Consider the following 16,227-nt stretch of genomic DNA (forward strand, 5'->3'; position numbering starts at 1 on the left):
GCCTGAGTGACCGTCAGACAACAAGCCCGGCACCGGGCCGCAGCCGCCCACCAGCAGCCCGGCGGACCCCACGGCGCCGCACGATCGTCATACAGACCCCACCACACCCGGCGGCAGCCCCGCCACCACACCAGGAGCGCACCTCCACCCCCACGCATTGCGCACAAACCGATTCACAACAGCCCGGCCGACACCGGGAAACCGGTCGAACCACTCAAGCGTGCGCCCGGCCGCCACCGGTGAGCGGGGCTCCCCCCTCAACGAGCAGGACAACGCGGGGAGCGGGGCTGCGCACCGCCTCGACGAGCGGGACAACGCGGGGTAACCCAAAAGCGACAAGCTGTCCCCACTCCCCTACGAGGAGGTTTGCGCTGTGCCCTCCCTCAAGCACCTACCCGACCACAGCCTGACCGCGCAGGCGACTCTGGTCTTCCTGCCGAAACTGGGCATCACGACCCTGACCCACAGGGACGAACACCCCGCTGTGAGCCGGAGGAACGGTGACGACCGCGACAGCCCCTCTCTCAGTACGCGACGGCACACCTGAAACCTTCAGCCGCAAACTTAAACGAGCACGAGCACCTGGGACGGAAGTACGCCGTTCTCCGCCAACACCACGCCGATCTGCAGGAACGACTCCGGGTTGAGGCCGCCGCGACCCCTTTTCCGCACTGGAGAACGCTGCCCTGAGCGGCCGCGGCGCCGCAGCACGTGTACTCCCGATACGCGGGCCAGAGAACACGCGGGGAAGCTCTACCCTGCAGCCGCCTCTGGTTCTCGATACAGCGGGCCTCTTCCTACCTGCGTTCGCCGCCCTCGCCGACCCGACGTCTCGGACCTACTACATCCGGCGGCTCCTGGCAGTTCACCGTCCCCCACCGACATGTCGGCGGGAAACCGGTCACGCGCTGAGCTGGTCCTGGTGGCGGCGTCGTCACCAGGCAACCGCACGACGCTGCCACTACCGTCGCCGCCACGGTGGAGGTTACGAACTTCCGGCACCAGACGCCACAGCAGCCGAATGGACTCGAGAAGGTGCCTCTGACCAGCAGAGATAGCGAACTGCAACTGGAGTACTAGCTTGTGAGCGGCCTGAGCCGGGCCAGCCGCGCGGACGGGACCGCGCGGAAGAAGCAAGCGGTCACGTACTGACCCGAGACGCGAATCTCGGGTCAGTACCCGCGCACAGGCCGTCCGACATGACGAGGGCGGTGCTGTACGTGGAGCCGTTCAGCACCCTCGCCGCCTGCTCCAGCCGGCGGCTGGTCGGCCGCGGTGAAGACCGGCCTACGGCCGCAGCAGGATGGACAGCACCGACTCCGCGTAGGCGCGGGCAGCATCGCCGCGCGGGAGCAGCTCGCGAACGGAGTGGGCAAGCTGCTCGTGGCCGAGGTAACCGACGTAGGCCATCAGCGCCCGTCGGCGCGCCTCGCCGTCGTCATACCCGTACTCCGCGAACAGGCCCTCCACATACGCGATCCGGCGTTCGGTGACCCGGCGTAGGACCGGGGCGACGGCTGGGTGAGCCGCGTCGGCCTGCAGCGCCAGCTCGATCGCGTCCGGTTCGCGCTCCGCGGCCGCGCTGGTGATGGCGAGCAATCGCCTCAGCCGCTCCCGGGGTGTGCCGTCCTCGCCGACCGCGGCGATCACGGCCTCGGTCTCGCGCTCCTCCCAGCGGGCCAGGGCGGCCTCGACCAGCGCGTCCCGGCCGTTGAAATGCCAATAGAAGCTGCCCTTGGTCGCGCCCAGTCGAGCTGCGATCGGTTCCACGGCGACGGCGGCCAGGCCCCCTGCGCGGATAGCGGCGAGGGCGGCGTCCGCCCAGTCCTGGGCCGTCAGACGTGGTTTACGGGGGCTCTTCGAAGCAGGCACGACCATACGGTAGCGTACGGAAAACCATACGGCAGCGTATGGAAGGCACCGCACTCCGGGAGTACCGATGCGCATGGTCCGCAATACGCACGAGCGTCTGATCAACGCCCCGGCAAAAAGGGCGGGCGCGCTGCTCGACCGCCTCTCCGCCACGGACGATCCCATCTGGCCCGCCCCCGCATGGCCCCCCATGCGACTCGACCGCCCACTGGGCGTCGGCGCGAGGGGCGGCCATGCCGGCATCCGTTACACCGTCGAGGAGTACGAGCCCGGGGCCCGGATTCGCTTCCGGTTCTGCGCGCCGCGCTCGGGCTACCACGAGCTTTCCGTCCATCCACTGGACGACGGACGCTGCCTGGCCCGCCACGACATGCTCATCGGCACCCCCGGCGCGGACCTGCTGCGCTGGCCGCTCGTGGTGCGCCACCTGCACGACACTATTGTCGAGGAGGTCCTGGACAACCTCCAGCACGGCGCGGGAGACCGAGTGGCCCGGCCCGCTCGGCACTCACGCTGGGTGCGCCTGCTGCACGGCCTGCGCTGGCGCCGGCCGTGCAAGGTCGATCCCCCCACCGACTCACGACTGCTGCCCGGCGCTTTGCGGCGGGTCGACTTCGCTGACGCCTTCCAGGTCCCTCTGCACCCAGCAATGCCGTCCGCTCCCGAGCTCTGGCTGAAGGAGTTCCTGCAGCCCCCCGCAGTGGTACGCGGCCTGCTGATGGCCCGCAACGCATTGGTCGGGCCGCTCGGCATCCGCCCGGCCTCCGGACACGACGCCTTCGCGGTAGTGGCCCGGGACGAGGACCGCGAGCTGATGGTGGGCAGCGACGAGGAGCACCTGGACTTCCGCCTCTCGGTGCTGACAGACGATGGGCACGTCACGTTCACCACGCTGGTCACCCTGCACAACCGGCGTGGCCGCCTCTACTGGGCTGTTGTACGCCACTTCCACCCGGCCGTGGTGCGCGCCATGGCGCGCCGCGCCCACCGGCAGATCGCCCTGCGCTCCACCCCCACCGCCCGCCCCGGCGCGGTCTGAGTGGACGCATGGCCGAATGGCAGAACCGTCCCCTCGACCCGGTCTATCCGGTCATCTTCATCGACGCCATCCACGTGAAGATCCGCGACGGCGCGGTCGCCAACCGGCCCGTCCATGTCGCCCTGGCCGTCACCACCGAGGGCCTGCGGGAGGTCCTCGGGCTGTGGGCCGGCGACGGCGGCGAGGGCGCCAAGCACTGGCTGCACATCCTCACCGAGATCAAGAACCGCGGCGTGAACGACGTCCTCATGCTGGTCTGCGACGGGCTCAAGGGCCTGCCCGAGGCGGTGGAAACCGTCTGGCCACCGGCCATCGTGCAGACCTGCGTGGTGCACCTGCTGCGGAACTCGTTCCGCTATGCCGCCCGCCAGGACTGGGACAAGATCGCCCGCCTCCTCAAGCCCGTCTACACGGCGCCGACCGAGGAAGCCGCCCTGGAGCGGTTCGCCGAGTTCGCCGACGCCTGGGGACGGAAGTATCCGGCGATCGTGAAGCTGTGGGAGAACGCCTGGGAGGAGTTCACCCCCTTCCTGCGGTTCGACACCGAGATCCGCCGCATCGTCTGCATCACCAACGCGATCGAGTCGGTGAACGCCCGCATCCGACGGGCGGTCAAGTCCCGCGGCCACTTCCCCAACGAGCAGGCCGCCCTGAAGTGCGTCTACATGGCGATCATGTCTTTCGACCCCACGGGCAAGGGCCAGGCCCGCTGGACCATGCGCTGGAAGACCGACGGCCGACTCTCAGCAGCCCGCCAGTAGTCCCAACCACTCCAGTTACACCGTTCGTTTGACAGACCCCGGTCCGGACGACGATCCCCGGCTGTTCACCGAGAAGCAGACAGCCGGCTTCGACACCGACGGCGCCACCGGCTGCTTCGCCGACGCCGGGGCCTGGGAGCCGCTCATCGCGCTCTTCGAGCGAGGGCTGATCCAGGGAAAGTCGGACCTGGACGGGTACGAGGACATCGACGACGGTTCCATGTTCATGCAGCGCACCTGGGACGAGGCTTCCGGCGGCGAGCTCATGGCCTTCGCGACGACCGGGGCGTTCCGAGGCCGGTGAGGTGATCGGCGTCGTGGTGCTGGTGGAGGGGATGCCCGAACTGCTCCCGGAGCAGGACGGGATTCCCGCCGACGCGGTTGTGTAGGCAGGGTCTGAGAACGTGAGAGCCTGGTCAGAGCAGGGGTGGAAACTGCTTCAGGAGGCTTGCGTGCCTTGGTGATCCGGCGGTCATGAGAGTAATGGCTGCCCAGGTGATGAGAATTTCGGAGTGCTGGACGAGTCGTTCGCAGTCGCGGGCGAGTCGGCGGGCCCGCATCATCCAGGGCCAGATCCGTTCCACGACCCAGCGGCGGGGCAGGATGACGAAGCCGGAGCTGTCCTTCGGGCGGCTGGCAGTCTGGATCGTGATCCTGACATTGTTTCTTGGCCCAGGTCCCGCCCTCCCTCAGACGCGCGTCCTACCGCCCCTGATGATGACCGCGACCCGTCCGCTCATCCCTCGCCGTCGTCGTCCTCGTCCAGCTCCGGCGCGTTTCGGATCGCGCAACGGGCGCAGGACGCCGGAGGCCGACCCGCCGGCGGTGAAGCTGTAGCTGCCAAGTAGGTTCAGGTTGCGGTGCTGCAGCGAGGAGAGCCGGGCGATGTCCTCGTCGCGGATCTCGTGGCCCTCGGCCTTCAGCCGGCCTCGATGAGCGGCAGAACGCGGGGTAACCGGGAGGCAACACTCGCTGTCCCGATACCCTTTCGAGGAGGTCTGCGCTGTGCTCTCGCTCAAGCGCTTACTCGACCGCAGTTTGACCGCGCAGGCGATCCTGGTCTTCGTGTTGGGACTGGGCATCACGGCCCTGATCCGCAGGGACGAGCACCCGGCTGTCTGGGTGTTCCAGAGCGCTCTCTACACCGGGGTCGCCATCGCGGTCCTGGCCGTCCAGCGCCGCCGGGCCGCCCGAGCCGTGGGCACCGACGCGGGCAAACTCGCCGATCTGAACCGGAAAATCCGCCACCATGAGGCGCCGCAGGACCCCGAGGAACAGGCGGCCATGAGACGGCTGATCGCCGAACAGCTCGGCCAGATGGAGCGGGCGGGCACGTGGCTGCCGTACTGGCTCGGCGCCATGGCCCTCGTCGCGGTCGGCATGCTCGTCCTGGGGGCCGTCAGCGGGTCCCTGGTCTTCCCCCTTCTCTTCGCGGTCGGCATGCTCGCGCTGTGCTCCTGGGTCCTGTGGATGCGCCGCCGCTCCCTTGACCGCCTCCGCCGGATGCGCCAGACCCTGCGACAGGAGTGAGCGGCCACAAAGGGCAGGGGCGGTAGGCAAGTCCCCGAAACCGGCGGCCTTCCGGGCCGCCCGGGCCCGGCCGGGGCGGTGGGCGAAGTTTGGCCCGTCATGAGGCGCTCGCTCGGCGGGGCCGACCGAAGCGGTGGCGCAGGTGGTGCAACGGCCGTCGCCGTCGGGGCGGGCGCGGCCGGGGGCAGGAGCGGCAGGATGGCCAGCCCAGACAGAACGGGCAGAGGTCCTCACCGGGCGCGGTCCCAAAGACCCCGCAGCCCGCGCACTCGACCAGCGCCCGGCGGGTGTGGACCTCGTCAACCGTGCGGGCGGCGGCCTTCGTCGAAGAGCGCTCCCTCCACGGCCGCTCGGGGGCCGACTTGGTGAGCGGCCCGGCCAGCCGGAGCGTACCCGGGTGGCCGGCCGCGATGGCGAGGGCAGGCAGGCCCCGGCGGCGCGTAGCCCTCTTTCACGGGAGAGTGATGTCGCTGATTTCTGAGCGCCAGGAGGACGTACCTTCCCGGGTGACTGATCGACAGGTCACCGAGCAAGACCGACGTTCGCGGCGCCGGTCGGGAAGGCACCTTTGGGCTCACCGTAGTCAACCAGAACGGCGCCACGCGAGATGGGTCGTCGCTGCTGGACGAGATCGTTCGGGAGGGCGCCCGCAGGATGCTGGCCACCGCGCTGGAAGCCGAGGTCAACGCATACATCGCCGAGTTGGTCGACCAGCGGGACGAGAACGGGCGGCGGCTGGTAGTGCGCAACGGCTATCACCAGCCGAGGCAGACCCCTCCCGCGGTCACCAGGGCCCCGACCACGGCCCCCACCACAGCAGGCCAACGCCATGCGCAGACCATTGCGCAGCCGAGCGCGCAGCACCTGCGCAGCCGCACCTCCAGCACGGCCAGCAACTGCGCAGCGCGCTCGCCAGATACCGGATAACCCCGCGGGTGCGGGGAACAGTCGATGTTCACAATGAGCTGGCCGACGGACCCGGGACCACCCCCGCAAGTGCAGGAAGCAGGGGGGTCAGTGGGTACAGCGGCGGATTATCACGGGACTATCCCCGCGGGAGCGGAGGTGAGCCGACGATCAGGTCGGGTTGTCAGCCTCCCGCCGAAGAGGAAGAGGGTGTCGGGGGTTGTTCATTACCCGCAACCCTGACGAGCTCCAGAGTCACCGGTCCGTCCACGTCCGGGTGCAGGAACACCCTCTCGGGGCTTGCGGTCCACAGCTGGATGTCGCCCAGGACCTGGCGGCCCGCGATCTTGTCGGGCTGCAGGTACACAAAATTCGAGGGGGTGGGATCCCAGGTGCCGTTGAAGTCGACGCGGGTGGCACTTCCGCGCAGATAGGCGTCGCTCTTCGCGATACCCACGGCGGAGAACCGTCCACCGGGGCGCAGACGGATCTCCGCGCCGGTCTCGTCGTCGCGGTACACCCCCGGCAGGCGGTCCGGATCGACGTTGACCGCGCCCGCCCCTGTACACCCCGAAGCGAGCATAGCCACAGCCGTGATGAGCACGGTGACAAACCCACTTCCGACCCCGCCCCTCGTCCTCACGGTTCTGCCCCCCATGTCCACACACCCCGTCCCCGCAGTCGGACGGCAGGTCTGCTGCCGAACTCTTATTTGAACATGCTCAAAAAACGGGGTGCTCCTCGGGCCTCGTCAGGACTTCCGGCCCACACGAGAGTGAAAGGCAGGGCTGGTGCGATGACCACCGGCCCCTCCGGGATCTGGAATACGGCGCTGGAAGCCCAGCTCGCGCCGATCATTGATGGCCGTGTTAGGCGCGGACGATGCCGGTGAGCTGGGTGAGGCTGTTGACCCGCCAGTCCGCCGCTGCTGCGACGTCGGCGGCGGCCCACAGGTGCCCCCACGGGCCGCGGCGAATGTGGGCCGTCCGCAGGCCGGCTGCCTTCGCGGGGAAGACATCGTTGGCCGGATGGTCGCCGACGTACAAGGCCGCATCCGGGGCCGCCTGCGCGACCTCGATGACCCGCTGAAAGAACAAGGGATCCGGCTTCGCGACACCCCACTCCCCCGAGGTGAAGATCAGGTCCGCCGGCAGGTCCAGGCCCCGCAGCAGATCACCCGCGCGTACGGTCTGGTTCCCGGCGATGACCATGCGAACGCCCAGCTGCCGCAGTGCGGACAGTGCCGGGCGGACGTCGTCGTACAGGTCGCCCTCATCCAGATCTTCCCCGCGGCCGGCGGCTTCGCGGGCCTGGTACTCGGCAGCGACATCGATTCCCGGTCGCACCAAGCGGAAAGCTTCGGCATTGTCGCTGCCCTGGGCGACAACGGCTCCCACCAGTGCAGACAGGGTATGGCGAGGAACATCCAGCCAGTCGGCCCACGACGCCCAGTAGCGGTCGTCCCGGGTGATCGTCTCACCGACGTCGACACGATGGTCTCAATCACGTCCGGCAGCCTGAACCTCACCGTCATGCGCCCAGCCAGCCGACTGCGGCAGTCACCACTGACCGTCCTCACCGGCGCCTCCCCCACCCGACTGGAAGGCAGGATCAGCGCCCCGCAGGCCATGACCGTCCAGCATCCCCTCGTCACCGCGCTCGCCCGTGAAGTGCCGCTGGGAACCGCCGTCTCCTCTGAGGGCCTCGAACAACACGGCCCCGCCCAGAACGTATGAACACCCCTGACCGGCGACACACCCCGCCCCTGGACTGACCTGTAACACTGCCGGCCGTCTCCGCCGGTGGATAGACGCGCGCGCCCCGGACCGATGCGGATGCGGTCCGGGGCGCGCGTGGTGTGCGGCGGTGGCTACAGCTCGAACTCCAGGTGCTCGATGTCGGTGAAGCGGACCTCCTCCAGGCTTCCGGCGCGGCGGCCGCCGTCCTGGAAGTACACCTCGCGCAGCGCGTCGGCGGCGATCTGCTGGAGCTGCTGGTCGCCGGCGCCGGCTTGCTGGGCGTCGAAGAGGCGGGCGGCGTGCTGCGGGGGCAGGGCGACGGTCAGGTGCCGGATGCGGGACTCGTCCGTCGACCCGATCGGCGCGGTGTAGCCGAGGCGTGCGCGGGTGTCGATGACGATGCCGCCGGTGGTGGCCGCCCGCTGCCGGGCCCGGGCGCGGACCTGCGGCTGCCACCGCTTGGTCACCTCGCGCTCCAGGCGCGCGGCAAGGTCGGGGCGGGGCTTTTTGATCTGGTCCTTCACGTAGCGTTCGACGGTGCGCTGGGAGATCCGCAGCATCTGGGCGACCGCGCGGGTGCCCTTGAGCTGCTTGACCAGGTAGCGCATCTGCGCGGGTGCGCTCTTGGGGATCGGGCGGGTGAACGCCTTGTGCACCGCGGCTTCCAGGCCGTCCCCGAACAGGCTCATCGTCGCCTTCTCCTACTCTCCGTTGTCGATGTCGGTGACGGTGCCGTCCCTGATGTACCGGGCGAGGTTGAGCTCCGGGGCGTTGAACCGCTCGCGGACCTCCTCGCCCCACAGGACGCTCTGGGTGCCCTCGTGCTTGACCAGGCCGGGGTTGACGCCAAGTTTGAAGCCGCCGGGCAGCGGCTTGCCGCCGGAGTAGGGCAGGAAGTCCAACGGGCTGGTGCCGCCTGCCGCGTAGACGACGCAGTCGGACAGGATCGCGATCGGGTACTGCCCGGTGAACGCCGCGTGCTTGACGATCTTGCGGTGCAGGTTGATGCGGGTGCGGGAGATGACGGCAGCGCGGATGTCCGGCCGCCACGTCGGGCGGGACAGCGCCCGCCACGGCTGCCCGGGCCGCCAGCCCTCCCCGCGTGGGCGCTCGCGCAGCTTGCCCAGGCCGCCCTTGACGGTCGCCTTGATCGCCGCAGCGACGATCGCCAGCTGCGGATCACGGCTCCTGTAGCCATCCATCGCCCCCAGGAAGTCGGCCGGCGCCATGTCCGCGTGGACGCCGAGGTCGGCCATCGTGGCGAGGTAGGCGTCCCGCAGCCGGCTGTACCAGCCGTCCAGGTAACGGCCGTTGTCGTACCGGACGTACGCCTCGAGCGGGCGGACCTCGTAGCCAAGTTCGACGGCGTAGGCGACAGTCGGCGTGGCGTACCAGGCCGGGCCCTCGGGGTGCTCGCCCTTCGGCGTGAACGGGGAGGGCAGCAGGTCGCCGTCCAGCTCCACCCACTCCTTGCCGACCTTCACCCTCGACAGGTCGACGTGGGACAGGTCGACCAGCCAGCTTCCCGGCAGCTTCGGGTCGAACACCGGCGCCTTGACGTGCGTCGGCTTGCCGAGGCCGACGATCAGGCCGTTGGCGCCGGCGGCGAAGGCCATGTTCACGTCGATGCCGACCAGATGCCGCAGGGTGCACTCGGCATCCGTCATCGGCCGCGCCCAGTCGTAGGCCTCCTCGAACAACTTCTCCCCGGGGCCGCGGACGTGGAAGCGCGGCAGGTCCTTGAGGACGGGGTGGCCGTCGGGGGCCTCGCACGGCGCGCAGTCCACCGGGTCCTTGCCCAGCGAGCCAGGGTTGTGCTCGGAGTGCCGGCGGCCGTCGGCGCCGGGCTCGGAGGCGCGGGTCGGCGGGTGCAGCGCGGTCATCAGCTCCAGGCCCGTCACCGCGGTCGAACCGCGCGGCGTCATCACCCGGGACGCGTAGACACCGAGGAGGCGGGCGAGGTCCGCCGGCGGAAGCTGACCGGCCGCTCCCCAGTGGCGGGCATCGAGCGCGTGCCACGACGGGATGCACAGCTGCACGCAGGCCCGCTCCGAACCGGTCGCGGGCCGGTAGATCCGCGCCCACGGCCCGAGGCCGCGCTTGGTGAGCTTCCAGTCGGAGCGGGCCAGCTGCTTGATGACCTTGTGGCCCTCCGGCAGACGCCCGGAGAGGCGCTCCTCCTCGGTGAGAGCGGCGGGCAGGCCGTAGCGCTCCAGCGCGGCCTCGGTCAGCACCAGCAGCGGGTCGGCGTCCTTACCCGGACCGGCCAGCCTCGGCTGCCCGAGCCTGGCCTCCTTCAGCGTCCACTCCACCAGAGCCGGCAGGGACTTGGCCGGCACCTCCAGGACCAGGCCGCCGGTGCAGTACGCCAGCACCTGCCCATCCGTGTCGACATCGACGACCGCCAGCGGCCCGTTCTCGAAGCGTGGGGCGGAGCCGCCCGCCGGAATTGCGGCCGGGGCCGCTTTGCGTGCACTGGGGCGGCGCGACGTCGACGTGCTCCTGGTGGTGCGCGCCGAAGCAGACGCGGTCGGCGAAACAGGAGGCGGAGGGCCCGGGTTGATCTGAGGGTTCTCGGTTGCAGGCGTGGCCGCCAGAGCAGTAGGCGGAGGGCCCGGGTTGATTCGGGTGTTCTCGATTGCCGTCGTGGCCGCAGTATCGGGCGTGGGGCTGGGGGGCGGAGTCTGTGCTTCTGCCGGGGCGGGCGCGGCGGTGTAGGTGGCCGGCGCCGCCGGGGCGGTCGTCCCCTCCGGTGCTGGGGGTGCGGGGTAGAGCTCAGCGAGCTTGTTCAGCAGCCGCGCATACGCCTCACGCTCCGGGCCCCGCGGCTCGACCGTCTTCTTCACCGACTCCCAGCCGGACACCGTCGCCCGCCGCACCTTCAGCGCAGCGGCCACCTCGTCCAGCGTCAGCCCATGAGCCTGACGCAGCCGCTTGCGCTCCTGCGCCGACGGCAACGGAGCACGGGACGCCACCAGCGCGTCGACCGCCTCGAACAACTCCGACATGAAACACCTCCTGACCAGCATCCTACCTCCCGAATCGTACGGATAGCGCACGTTTACCGTACGAATCGCGTACGAATAGGGCAGGATGGTGGCGGGAAGGCGGTCATCTCGGGCCAAGGGATCGCGTGAGCTGCTCCGGTCGGCCGGTGCCGTGAGCAGAGCGTGCTCATTACGAGGCGCTCGCCCCGGCGGGGCCTATCGAAGCGGTGGCGCAGGTGGTACAGCGGCCGTCCCCGTCCGGGCGGGCGCGGCGGGGGTGGGGCCCGGGCAGGTACGACACGGCGGCCAGCCCAGGCAGGTCGGGCAGAGGTCCTCGCCGGGCGCGGTCCCAGGGACCCCACGACCCGCACATTCGGCGAGCGCCCGGTAGGTCAGGGCCTCATTGACCGTACGGGCGGCAGCCATGGTTGACCGTGACCGTACGGGCGGCAGCCATGGTCGAGGAGCGCTCCGTCCACGACGACTGCTCAGCGGCCGACTCGGTGAGCCGCTCAGCCGACCGAAGCGTATGCGAGTGGCCGGCCGCTGTGGCGGGCGGCGGGTAGGCCTGGGCGGCGCGCAGCCGGGCGGCGATGATCGCGCCGACCGAGGTGCGTACTGGGGTGGGCAGGGGCCGGTCGGTGATGACGTGTCGCAGATGCTCGGCGCTCCAGCCGGCTTCCAGCATGACGGTGACAACGCGGCCCTGGTCGGTCAGTGCCTTGCCCGTCAGCAGCAGCTCGGGACGGCTCGCTGCGACCTCCAGCAGGAGCCGGATCCCCGGATGCATCTCATCGGCTGCCGGGACGGGCGGGACGGGGGCGGGAGGGGCCGGCGGGTGCGGCTGGTCCGTCCCTGCGGAGGTGCGCGCGGCGGTGTCGTGGGCGCACGGACGGAGGGGTCTGGTGTTCTGCTTGTTGGTCTTCTTACTCATGGTGTTCTTACTGATCGTTTCAGAATGACTCCGGCCGATAGCAGCAATCCTGTTGGCACTTGTACAGCTGAGTTGGCACCTTGGCCCATGGCCTTGTGCGTGCGGCTTGGTCCGGACCGGTCGGAACGTAGGAGTGGATGGATGGGCGTGGATGCGGAGCGGGAGTGCTGGGAGCTGCGGTCGGGAGCCGGCGTGGGTCCGTTGCAGTTCGGGATGTCTCCAGCCGAGGTCGCCCAGGCACTTTTGGTCCCTGGACCGCAGGAACGGGCTGACGGTTCGTATGCGCAGGAGGACTTCCCGGACGGGGTGAAAGCGTTCTACGACGCGGGCAAGCTCGCCTGTGTTGCGCTGGATGCGGTCACCGGTCCGCAGGTCTTCCTGTCTGGCTTTCCGCTGGCGGGAAGCGATCCAGAGCAGGGCCAGCAGTTCCTGCTGGACCATGCTGCGGAGCATGGGAACTGTCTGCTCTACACGCCTGATGACTCGCTTTCCCTGATTGATATCGGGGTTCTTCTGCGCTCGCAGCAGGTCGGGGCAGCGCGCCTGACCCGTCCGCTGTTCGTGAAGGAGGAGTGGTTGGAGTCGGAGTACTTCCGAGACCACCTTCCGCTGGAGGGCGCCTCAGACTGAGCGCTCGATCTGGCGAACTGACGCCAGACTCTGCGTGTAAGTCGCGATGAGATGCCGCGGGTCTGGTACTCGACGATCTCGGTCGGCAAGGTGTCTGGATGCGTGCTGATCTTGTTCCGGACGACCTGTGGGATCGGGTGGCCCCGTTGCTGCCGCCCCCTCCCGGAACAACGCCACCGGCATCCCGGGCGGTTGCGTGTTCCTGACCGAACAGCACTCGCTGGCGTCCTGTTCGTACTGCGGACCGGTGTCGCCTGGCGGGACGTCCCGGCGGAGACTGTGGGCTGTTCCGGCGTGACGGCCTGGCGTCGGCTGCGGGACTGGACCGAGGCCGGCGTCTGGCCCTGCCCGCACGCCGCCCTGCTGACCGAGCTGCGCCGCGCCGACCTGCTGGACCTGGACGACTGCTCCGTGGGCGGATCGCACGTCCGGGCCCTCAAAGGGGGGCCACGTCGGCCCCTCACCCGTCGACCGCGCCCGCCCCGGCTCCAAGCACCACCTGATCGTCGACCGCCACGGAACCCTACTCGCCGTGACGCTCACTGGCGGCAACCGACACGACGTCACCCAACTCCTGCCCCTGCTCGACGCGGTCCCGCCGATTCGGGGAGCTCGGGGACGCCCTCGCCGCAAACCCCGGCGCCTGTATGCCGACCGGGGCTACGACTTCGACAAGTACCGTCGCCTGCTGTGGAAACGTGGCATCAAACCCATGATCGCCCGACGGGGCATCGCCCACGGCTCCGGACTGGGCAAGGTCCGCTGGGTGGTCGAGCGCGCGTTCGCCTGGCTGCACCAGTTCAAACGGCTCCGCACCCGCTACGAACGCCGCGCCGACCTCCACCAGGGGTTGCTCGACCTAGCCTGCAGCCTCATATGCCTCCGCCGCCTTCGGGCCTCATTCTGAAATGATCAGTAAGACCCGCTCTGAGACTGGCGCCGCTGTCCCCCTGAGTCCCGTGGCGGTGACGTGGGCGCCGGGCAAGGCCTGTGGTCAGCCTGGCCCGCGAGGCCTCCCGTTAGACCGGCGGCCCGGCGCCTTCGCGCCACCGCGGGACTGCGTGATCCGACGCCCGGCCGGTCGTTGACCGTTACGGCGCGAGCCCGCCCCAGGGCTAACCCCTCGTTCCATCCGCGAGCCCGCGAGCTCTGCATACAGACCGGGGTCCCTGGGGTGCGCTGGTGTCACGAACGGCTACTGAGATGGCGGACCGACCAGTCCTTGGATTCGGGCGCCGCGTGACCCGCATGTGCTCGTGAACTGCATAAACGGACTGATCTAGGAGGACAGCTTGACCGTGTTCTGCGGCATCGACTGGGCCGAACGCCACCACGACATCGCTCTCGTCGACGGCACCGGCACTCTGCTCGCCAAAGCCCGCATCAGCGACGACGCGGCCGGTTACGGCAAGCTGCTGGACATCCTGGCCGAACACGGCGACAGCCCCAGCGATCCCATATCGGTGGCCATCGAGACCAGCCACGGCCTGCTGGTGGCGGCCTTACGCACCGGCAGCCGCAAGGTCTTCGCGATCAACCCGCTTGCCGCCGCCCGCTACCGCGACCGGCACAGCGTCAGCCGCAAGAAGTCCGATCCCGGCGACGCCCTGGTCCTGGCGAACATCCTGCGCACCGACATGCAGTACGCTCGCCAGCTCCCAGCCGTCGAGGACGCCTTCGGCCACCAGCTCCTGGCCCTCCTCAAGCAATTGGACGCCGCCTGCCAGGCCGCCAACGACCTCGCGGCAGCCGTCGATGAGGCCTTCCGCCAGCACGCCGACAGCGAGATCCTGCTCAGCTTCCCCGGCCTCGGCCCCCTGCTCGGAGCACGCGTACTCGCCGAGATCGGCGACGACCGCAACCGCTTCTCCGACGCCAGAGCACTGAAGTCGTACGCCGGGTCCGCCCCGATCACCCGCGCTTCCGGTAAGAAACGCTACGTCGGCCGCCGCTTCGTCAAGAACAACCGGCTCATGAACGCCGGCTTCCTCTGGTCCTTCTCAGCCCTCCAGGCCTCCCCCGGAGCCAACGCCCACTACCGACGCCGGCGCGAGCACGGAGACTGGCCCAACGCCGCCCAGCGCCACCTGCTCAACCGCTTCCTTGGACAACTCCACCACTGCCTCCAATCCGGGCAGCATTTCGACGAACTGCGCGCCTTCGCGCCATTCCTGTCAGTAGCTGTGCCCGCAGGCTGTCGCCCGGACCCTGCGCCCGTCAGCATGGAGGCTGCATCCAACGGGGAGGGGGAGCCGTGAGCGACGCTGTGGTGAAGGCCCTGGGCGAGCTGGTATCGGGCGGCGTGACGCGTGGCGAGCTGGATCGGGGCGGGCGGGTCCTGCGATGGGTTGAGGCGGGGACGGGAAGCCCCACGGTGGTCCTGGACGCGGCGAGCGGAACCCCGGCGTTGACGTGGGCGCCGATCATGCCCGCGCTGGCCGGGCACGTACGCGTTATCGCCTACGACCGCGCCGGGCTCGGCATGAGTGATCCGGCGGCGCGGCTCACCGCCGGCTCAGCGGTGGCGGACCTGACAGCGTTGCTGACAGAGATCGGGCGGGAGCCGTTCGTGCTGGTCGGCCATAGCTGGGGAGGCCAGCTCGTCCAGCAGGTGGCGTGGCGCGCCCCGCAATTGGTGTCGGGGCTGGTCCTCGTCGACCCCGCCCATGAGCAGTTCGAGCCCCTGCTCGGACGAATTCTGGAGGAGGCTTTCTCATACCTGTTCGCCGTGCGGAGAGCATTGGGCCGCAGCGGACGCTCCCTGCGCGAAGCGGCTGTGCGGGCGGCTGAGGCGGTGACCGACGACCCACGCATCCAAGGCCTGCTGGTGGAGGCGGAACTGGCCTGCTATGCCCACGAACACCAGATACGCGCCGCGAAGGCCGAGAACCGGATGATCCCCCGAGAGGCGGCGACACTCCGACGACTGCGCGCGGCCTCACGCCTGCCCGGCGTGCCCGTGACCGTGCTCAGCGCGACCCAGGGAATGCCCCGGCGGTGGCGGGAACGATGGACGGCACTGCAGGCACAGATCGCTGCTGAAGCGGAACACGGCGAGCATTCGGTGGTGCCCGACGCGGGACACTACATCCACCGCAGTCGACCGGAGACCGTGACACAGGCCGTTCTCGCGGTGTCCAAGCGGACACAGCTGGGGTGAGGTACGGCGAACCCAACGACTTCGCTACTCATCGCGGAATGTCACCGAGCTGGAGTTCGGGCACAGCCACTCCCCTGACCGAACAGGCAGCTTGGCTCTCTGGCCCCCTGAGATGTCTCGTAAGTGCGCAGGTGCATGGCGTCCAGCTCCTCTCTCTGCTCGGTGTTGGTGCCTCGTTGTTGAGGGACCTCCGCGACCGCCCCGGCCTCCGTCGAACGGGGCCGAGGCAGCACGGAGTGTCCGTCAGCCGTGGATCGCTTCAAGGGCCTGTGCCTCGAGGTCGGTGCGGCCTTCGGGGTCGTCGTCCTGGTTCGGGCCATGGACGGTGCAGACGATGTCCTCGTCGTCGTCCAGGTCACCGTGAGCGCAAGGAACAGGCAGGTGACGTTGTAGGAGGGCACCCACGCCCAGCCGGGGCATTCGTCGTCGTGCGGGCACCACACTCACGTCGAACCCCACGTCGCCCTCGCCGTCCACGTCAGTGCGCAGGACGAGCTTGCATCCACGTCGAAACCGGCCACCGCCTGGGCAACCGAAGCAGGAAACACACGTCCGGGCTACGCTGCTGAAACAGCTCGCCGGAGCCAGCGGAAGCATCGAAAAGAGAAGCGATTGGCTTCGTAGGTGAGAACGGAGAGCGAATGTCGACGGGGCCTGGCAGCAGTTCTT

14 protein-coding genes and 5 pseudogenes are annotated in these 16,227 nt (G+C 69.5%); 10 read left to right on the top strand and 9 right to left on the bottom strand.

Translation table 11 applies throughout. From position 1 onward, the window contains the following. Positions 1 to 1,287 precede the first annotated feature (1,287 nt). On the bottom strand, positions 1,288 to 1,878 hold the full coding sequence (locus F1615_RS25540; protein WP_149551432.1) for a TetR/AcrR family transcriptional regulator: 591 nt from the start codon (positions 1,876 to 1,878) through the stop codon (positions 1,288 to 1,290). 67 nt (positions 1,879 to 1,945) lie between these two features. On the opposite strand from F1615_RS25540, the gene F1615_RS25545 reads away from it, so the two are divergent. From F1615_RS25545 to F1615_RS25555, 3 genes and pseudogenes are all read left to right on the top strand, one after another. Beyond that, entirely contained in the window at positions 1,946 to 2,911 is a 966-nt protein-coding gene (locus F1615_RS25545; protein ID WP_244328837.1) for a DUF2867 domain-containing protein, read from the top strand. Between the two features lie 8 nt (positions 2,912 to 2,919). Beyond that, positions 2,920 to 3,672, top strand: a pseudogene (locus F1615_RS25550) (IS256 family transposase); the annotation flags it as partial. A gap of 28 nt (positions 3,673 to 3,700) precedes the next feature. Continuing rightward, positions 3,701 to 3,976: a hypothetical protein gene (locus F1615_RS25555; RefSeq protein WP_244328838.1), complete on the top strand. Its 276-nt coding sequence runs from the start codon at positions 3,701 to 3,703 to the stop codon at positions 3,974 to 3,976. Positions 3,977 to 4,088: 112 nt separating this feature from the next. On the opposite strand, the gene F1615_RS37135 is transcribed toward F1615_RS25555, so the two are convergent. Together F1615_RS37135 and F1615_RS37140 are read right to left on the bottom strand one after the other, a co-directional pair. Next, complete coding sequence (locus F1615_RS37135) at positions 4,089 to 4,325, bottom strand: transposase (protein ID WP_149551555.1); 237 nt, start codon at positions 4,323 to 4,325, stop codon at positions 4,089 to 4,091. Between the two features lie 83 nt (positions 4,326 to 4,408). Next, positions 4,409 to 4,598 (bottom strand): annotated as a pseudogene (locus F1615_RS37140) (hypothetical protein); the annotation flags it as partial. Positions 4,599 to 4,677: 79 nt separating this feature from the next. Here F1615_RS37140 and F1615_RS25565 point away from each other — a divergent pair. Further along, positions 4,678 to 5,202 carry a hypothetical protein gene (locus tag F1615_RS25565; protein WP_149551434.1) on the top strand — a complete coding sequence of 175 codons (525 nt, stop codon included), beginning with the start codon at positions 4,678 to 4,680 and terminating at the stop codon, positions 5,200 to 5,202. A gap of 618 nt (positions 5,203 to 5,820) precedes the next feature. Then, a pseudogene (locus tag F1615_RS25575) lies at positions 5,821 to 6,030 on the top strand (IS256 family transposase); the annotation flags it as partial. Between the two features lie 262 nt (positions 6,031 to 6,292). Here F1615_RS25575 and F1615_RS25580 read toward each other — a convergent pair. Then, positions 6,293 to 6,712, bottom strand: coding sequence for a hypothetical protein (locus F1615_RS25580; RefSeq protein WP_149551435.1), 420 nt, complete (start codon positions 6,710 to 6,712; stop codon positions 6,293 to 6,295). A gap of 265 nt (positions 6,713 to 6,977) precedes the next feature. After that, positions 6,978 to 7,580 (bottom strand): HAD family hydrolase, encoded by a 603-nt coding sequence (locus tag F1615_RS25585; RefSeq protein WP_149551436.1) that lies wholly within the window; start codon positions 7,578 to 7,580, stop codon positions 6,978 to 6,980. Positions 7,581 to 7,640: 60 nt separating this feature from the next. On the opposite strand from F1615_RS25585, the gene F1615_RS25590 reads away from it, so the two are divergent. Then, complete coding sequence (locus F1615_RS25590; RefSeq protein ID WP_149551437.1) at positions 7,641 to 7,844, top strand: hypothetical protein; 204 nt, start codon at positions 7,641 to 7,643, stop codon at positions 7,842 to 7,844. 134 nt (positions 7,845 to 7,978) lie between these two features. Here the strand turns inward: F1615_RS25590 and tpg are convergent, their stop codons facing one another. From tpg to F1615_RS25605, 3 genes are all read right to left on the bottom strand, one after another. Beyond that, a complete protein-coding gene (gene tpg / locus F1615_RS25595; RefSeq protein WP_149551438.1) occupies positions 7,979 to 8,536 on the bottom strand; it encodes a telomere-protecting terminal protein Tpg in 558 nt (185 codons plus the stop codon). A 12-nt stretch (positions 8,537 to 8,548) separates the two neighbouring features. Further along, positions 8,549 to 10,855: a telomere-associated protein Tap gene (tap, locus tag F1615_RS25600; RefSeq protein WP_149551439.1), complete on the bottom strand. Its 2,307-nt coding sequence runs from the start codon at positions 10,853 to 10,855 to the stop codon at positions 8,549 to 8,551. A gap of 379 nt (positions 10,856 to 11,234) precedes the next feature. Then, on the bottom strand, positions 11,235 to 11,768 hold the full coding sequence (locus F1615_RS25605) for a hypothetical protein (RefSeq protein ID WP_244328840.1): 534 nt from the start codon (positions 11,766 to 11,768) through the stop codon (positions 11,235 to 11,237). A gap of 141 nt (positions 11,769 to 11,909) precedes the next feature. Here F1615_RS25605 and F1615_RS25610 point away from each other — a divergent pair, with 141 nt between their 5' ends. The 4 genes and pseudogenes from F1615_RS25610 to F1615_RS25625 all read left to right on the top strand — a co-directional run bounded on the left by F1615_RS25610 (position 11,910) and on the right by F1615_RS25625 (position 15,558). After that, on the top strand, positions 11,910 to 12,398 hold the full coding sequence (locus tag F1615_RS25610; protein WP_208818403.1) for a hypothetical protein: 489 nt from the start codon (positions 11,910 to 11,912) through the stop codon (positions 12,396 to 12,398). A 98-nt stretch (positions 12,399 to 12,496) separates the two neighbouring features. Then, positions 12,497 to 13,305 (top strand): annotated as a pseudogene (locus tag F1615_RS25615) (IS5 family transposase). Positions 13,306 to 13,690: 385 nt separating this feature from the next. Then, a pseudogene (locus F1615_RS25620) lies at positions 13,691 to 14,584 on the top strand (IS110 family transposase); the annotation flags it as partial. 68 nt (positions 14,585 to 14,652) lie between these two features. Beyond that, entirely contained in the window at positions 14,653 to 15,558 is a 906-nt protein-coding gene (locus F1615_RS25625; RefSeq protein ID WP_149551440.1) for an alpha/beta fold hydrolase, read from the top strand. Positions 15,559 to 15,801: 243 nt separating this feature from the next. Here F1615_RS25625 and F1615_RS25635 read toward each other — a convergent pair whose 3' ends face one another. Next, positions 15,802 to 16,035, bottom strand: coding sequence for a hypothetical protein (locus F1615_RS25635; protein ID WP_425385657.1), 234 nt, complete (start codon positions 16,033 to 16,035; stop codon positions 15,802 to 15,804). Between the last annotated feature and the right edge of the window lie 192 nt (positions 16,036 to 16,227).

The sequence above is a fragment of the Streptomyces marokkonensis genome, from assembly GCF_008312835.1.
Classification (GTDB): Bacteria; Actinomycetota; Actinomycetes; order Streptomycetales; family Streptomycetaceae; genus Streptomyces; species Streptomyces marokkonensis_A.

What these genes read in the sequence shown, in the direction of transcription:
- F1615_RS25540 (WP_149551432.1), bottom strand. Translation starts at nt 1,878, where the DNA reads ATGGTCGTGCCTGCTTCGAAGAGCCCCCGTAAACCACGTCTGACGGCC.
- F1615_RS25545 (WP_244328837.1), top strand. Translation starts at nt 1,946, where the DNA reads ATGGTCCGCAATACGCACGAGCGTCTGATCAACGCCCCGGCAAAAAGG.
- F1615_RS25590 (WP_149551437.1), top strand. Translation starts at nt 7,641, where the DNA reads ATGCGCCCAGCCAGCCGACTGCGGCAGTCACCACTGACCGTCCTCACC.
- tpg (WP_149551438.1), bottom strand. Translation starts at nt 8,536, where the DNA reads ATGAGCCTGTTCGGGGACGGCCTGGAAGCCGCGGTGCACAAGGCGTTC.
- tap (WP_149551439.1), bottom strand. Translation starts at nt 10,855, where the DNA reads ATGTCGGAGTTGTTCGAGGCGGTCGACGCGCTGGTGGCGTCCCGTGCT.
- F1615_RS25605 (WP_244328840.1), bottom strand. Translation starts at nt 11,768, where the DNA reads ATGAGTAAGAAGACCAACAAGCAGAACACCAGACCCCTCCGTCCGTGC.
- F1615_RS25610 (WP_208818403.1), top strand. Translation starts at nt 11,910, where the DNA reads ATGGGCGTGGATGCGGAGCGGGAGTGCTGGGAGCTGCGGTCGGGAGCC.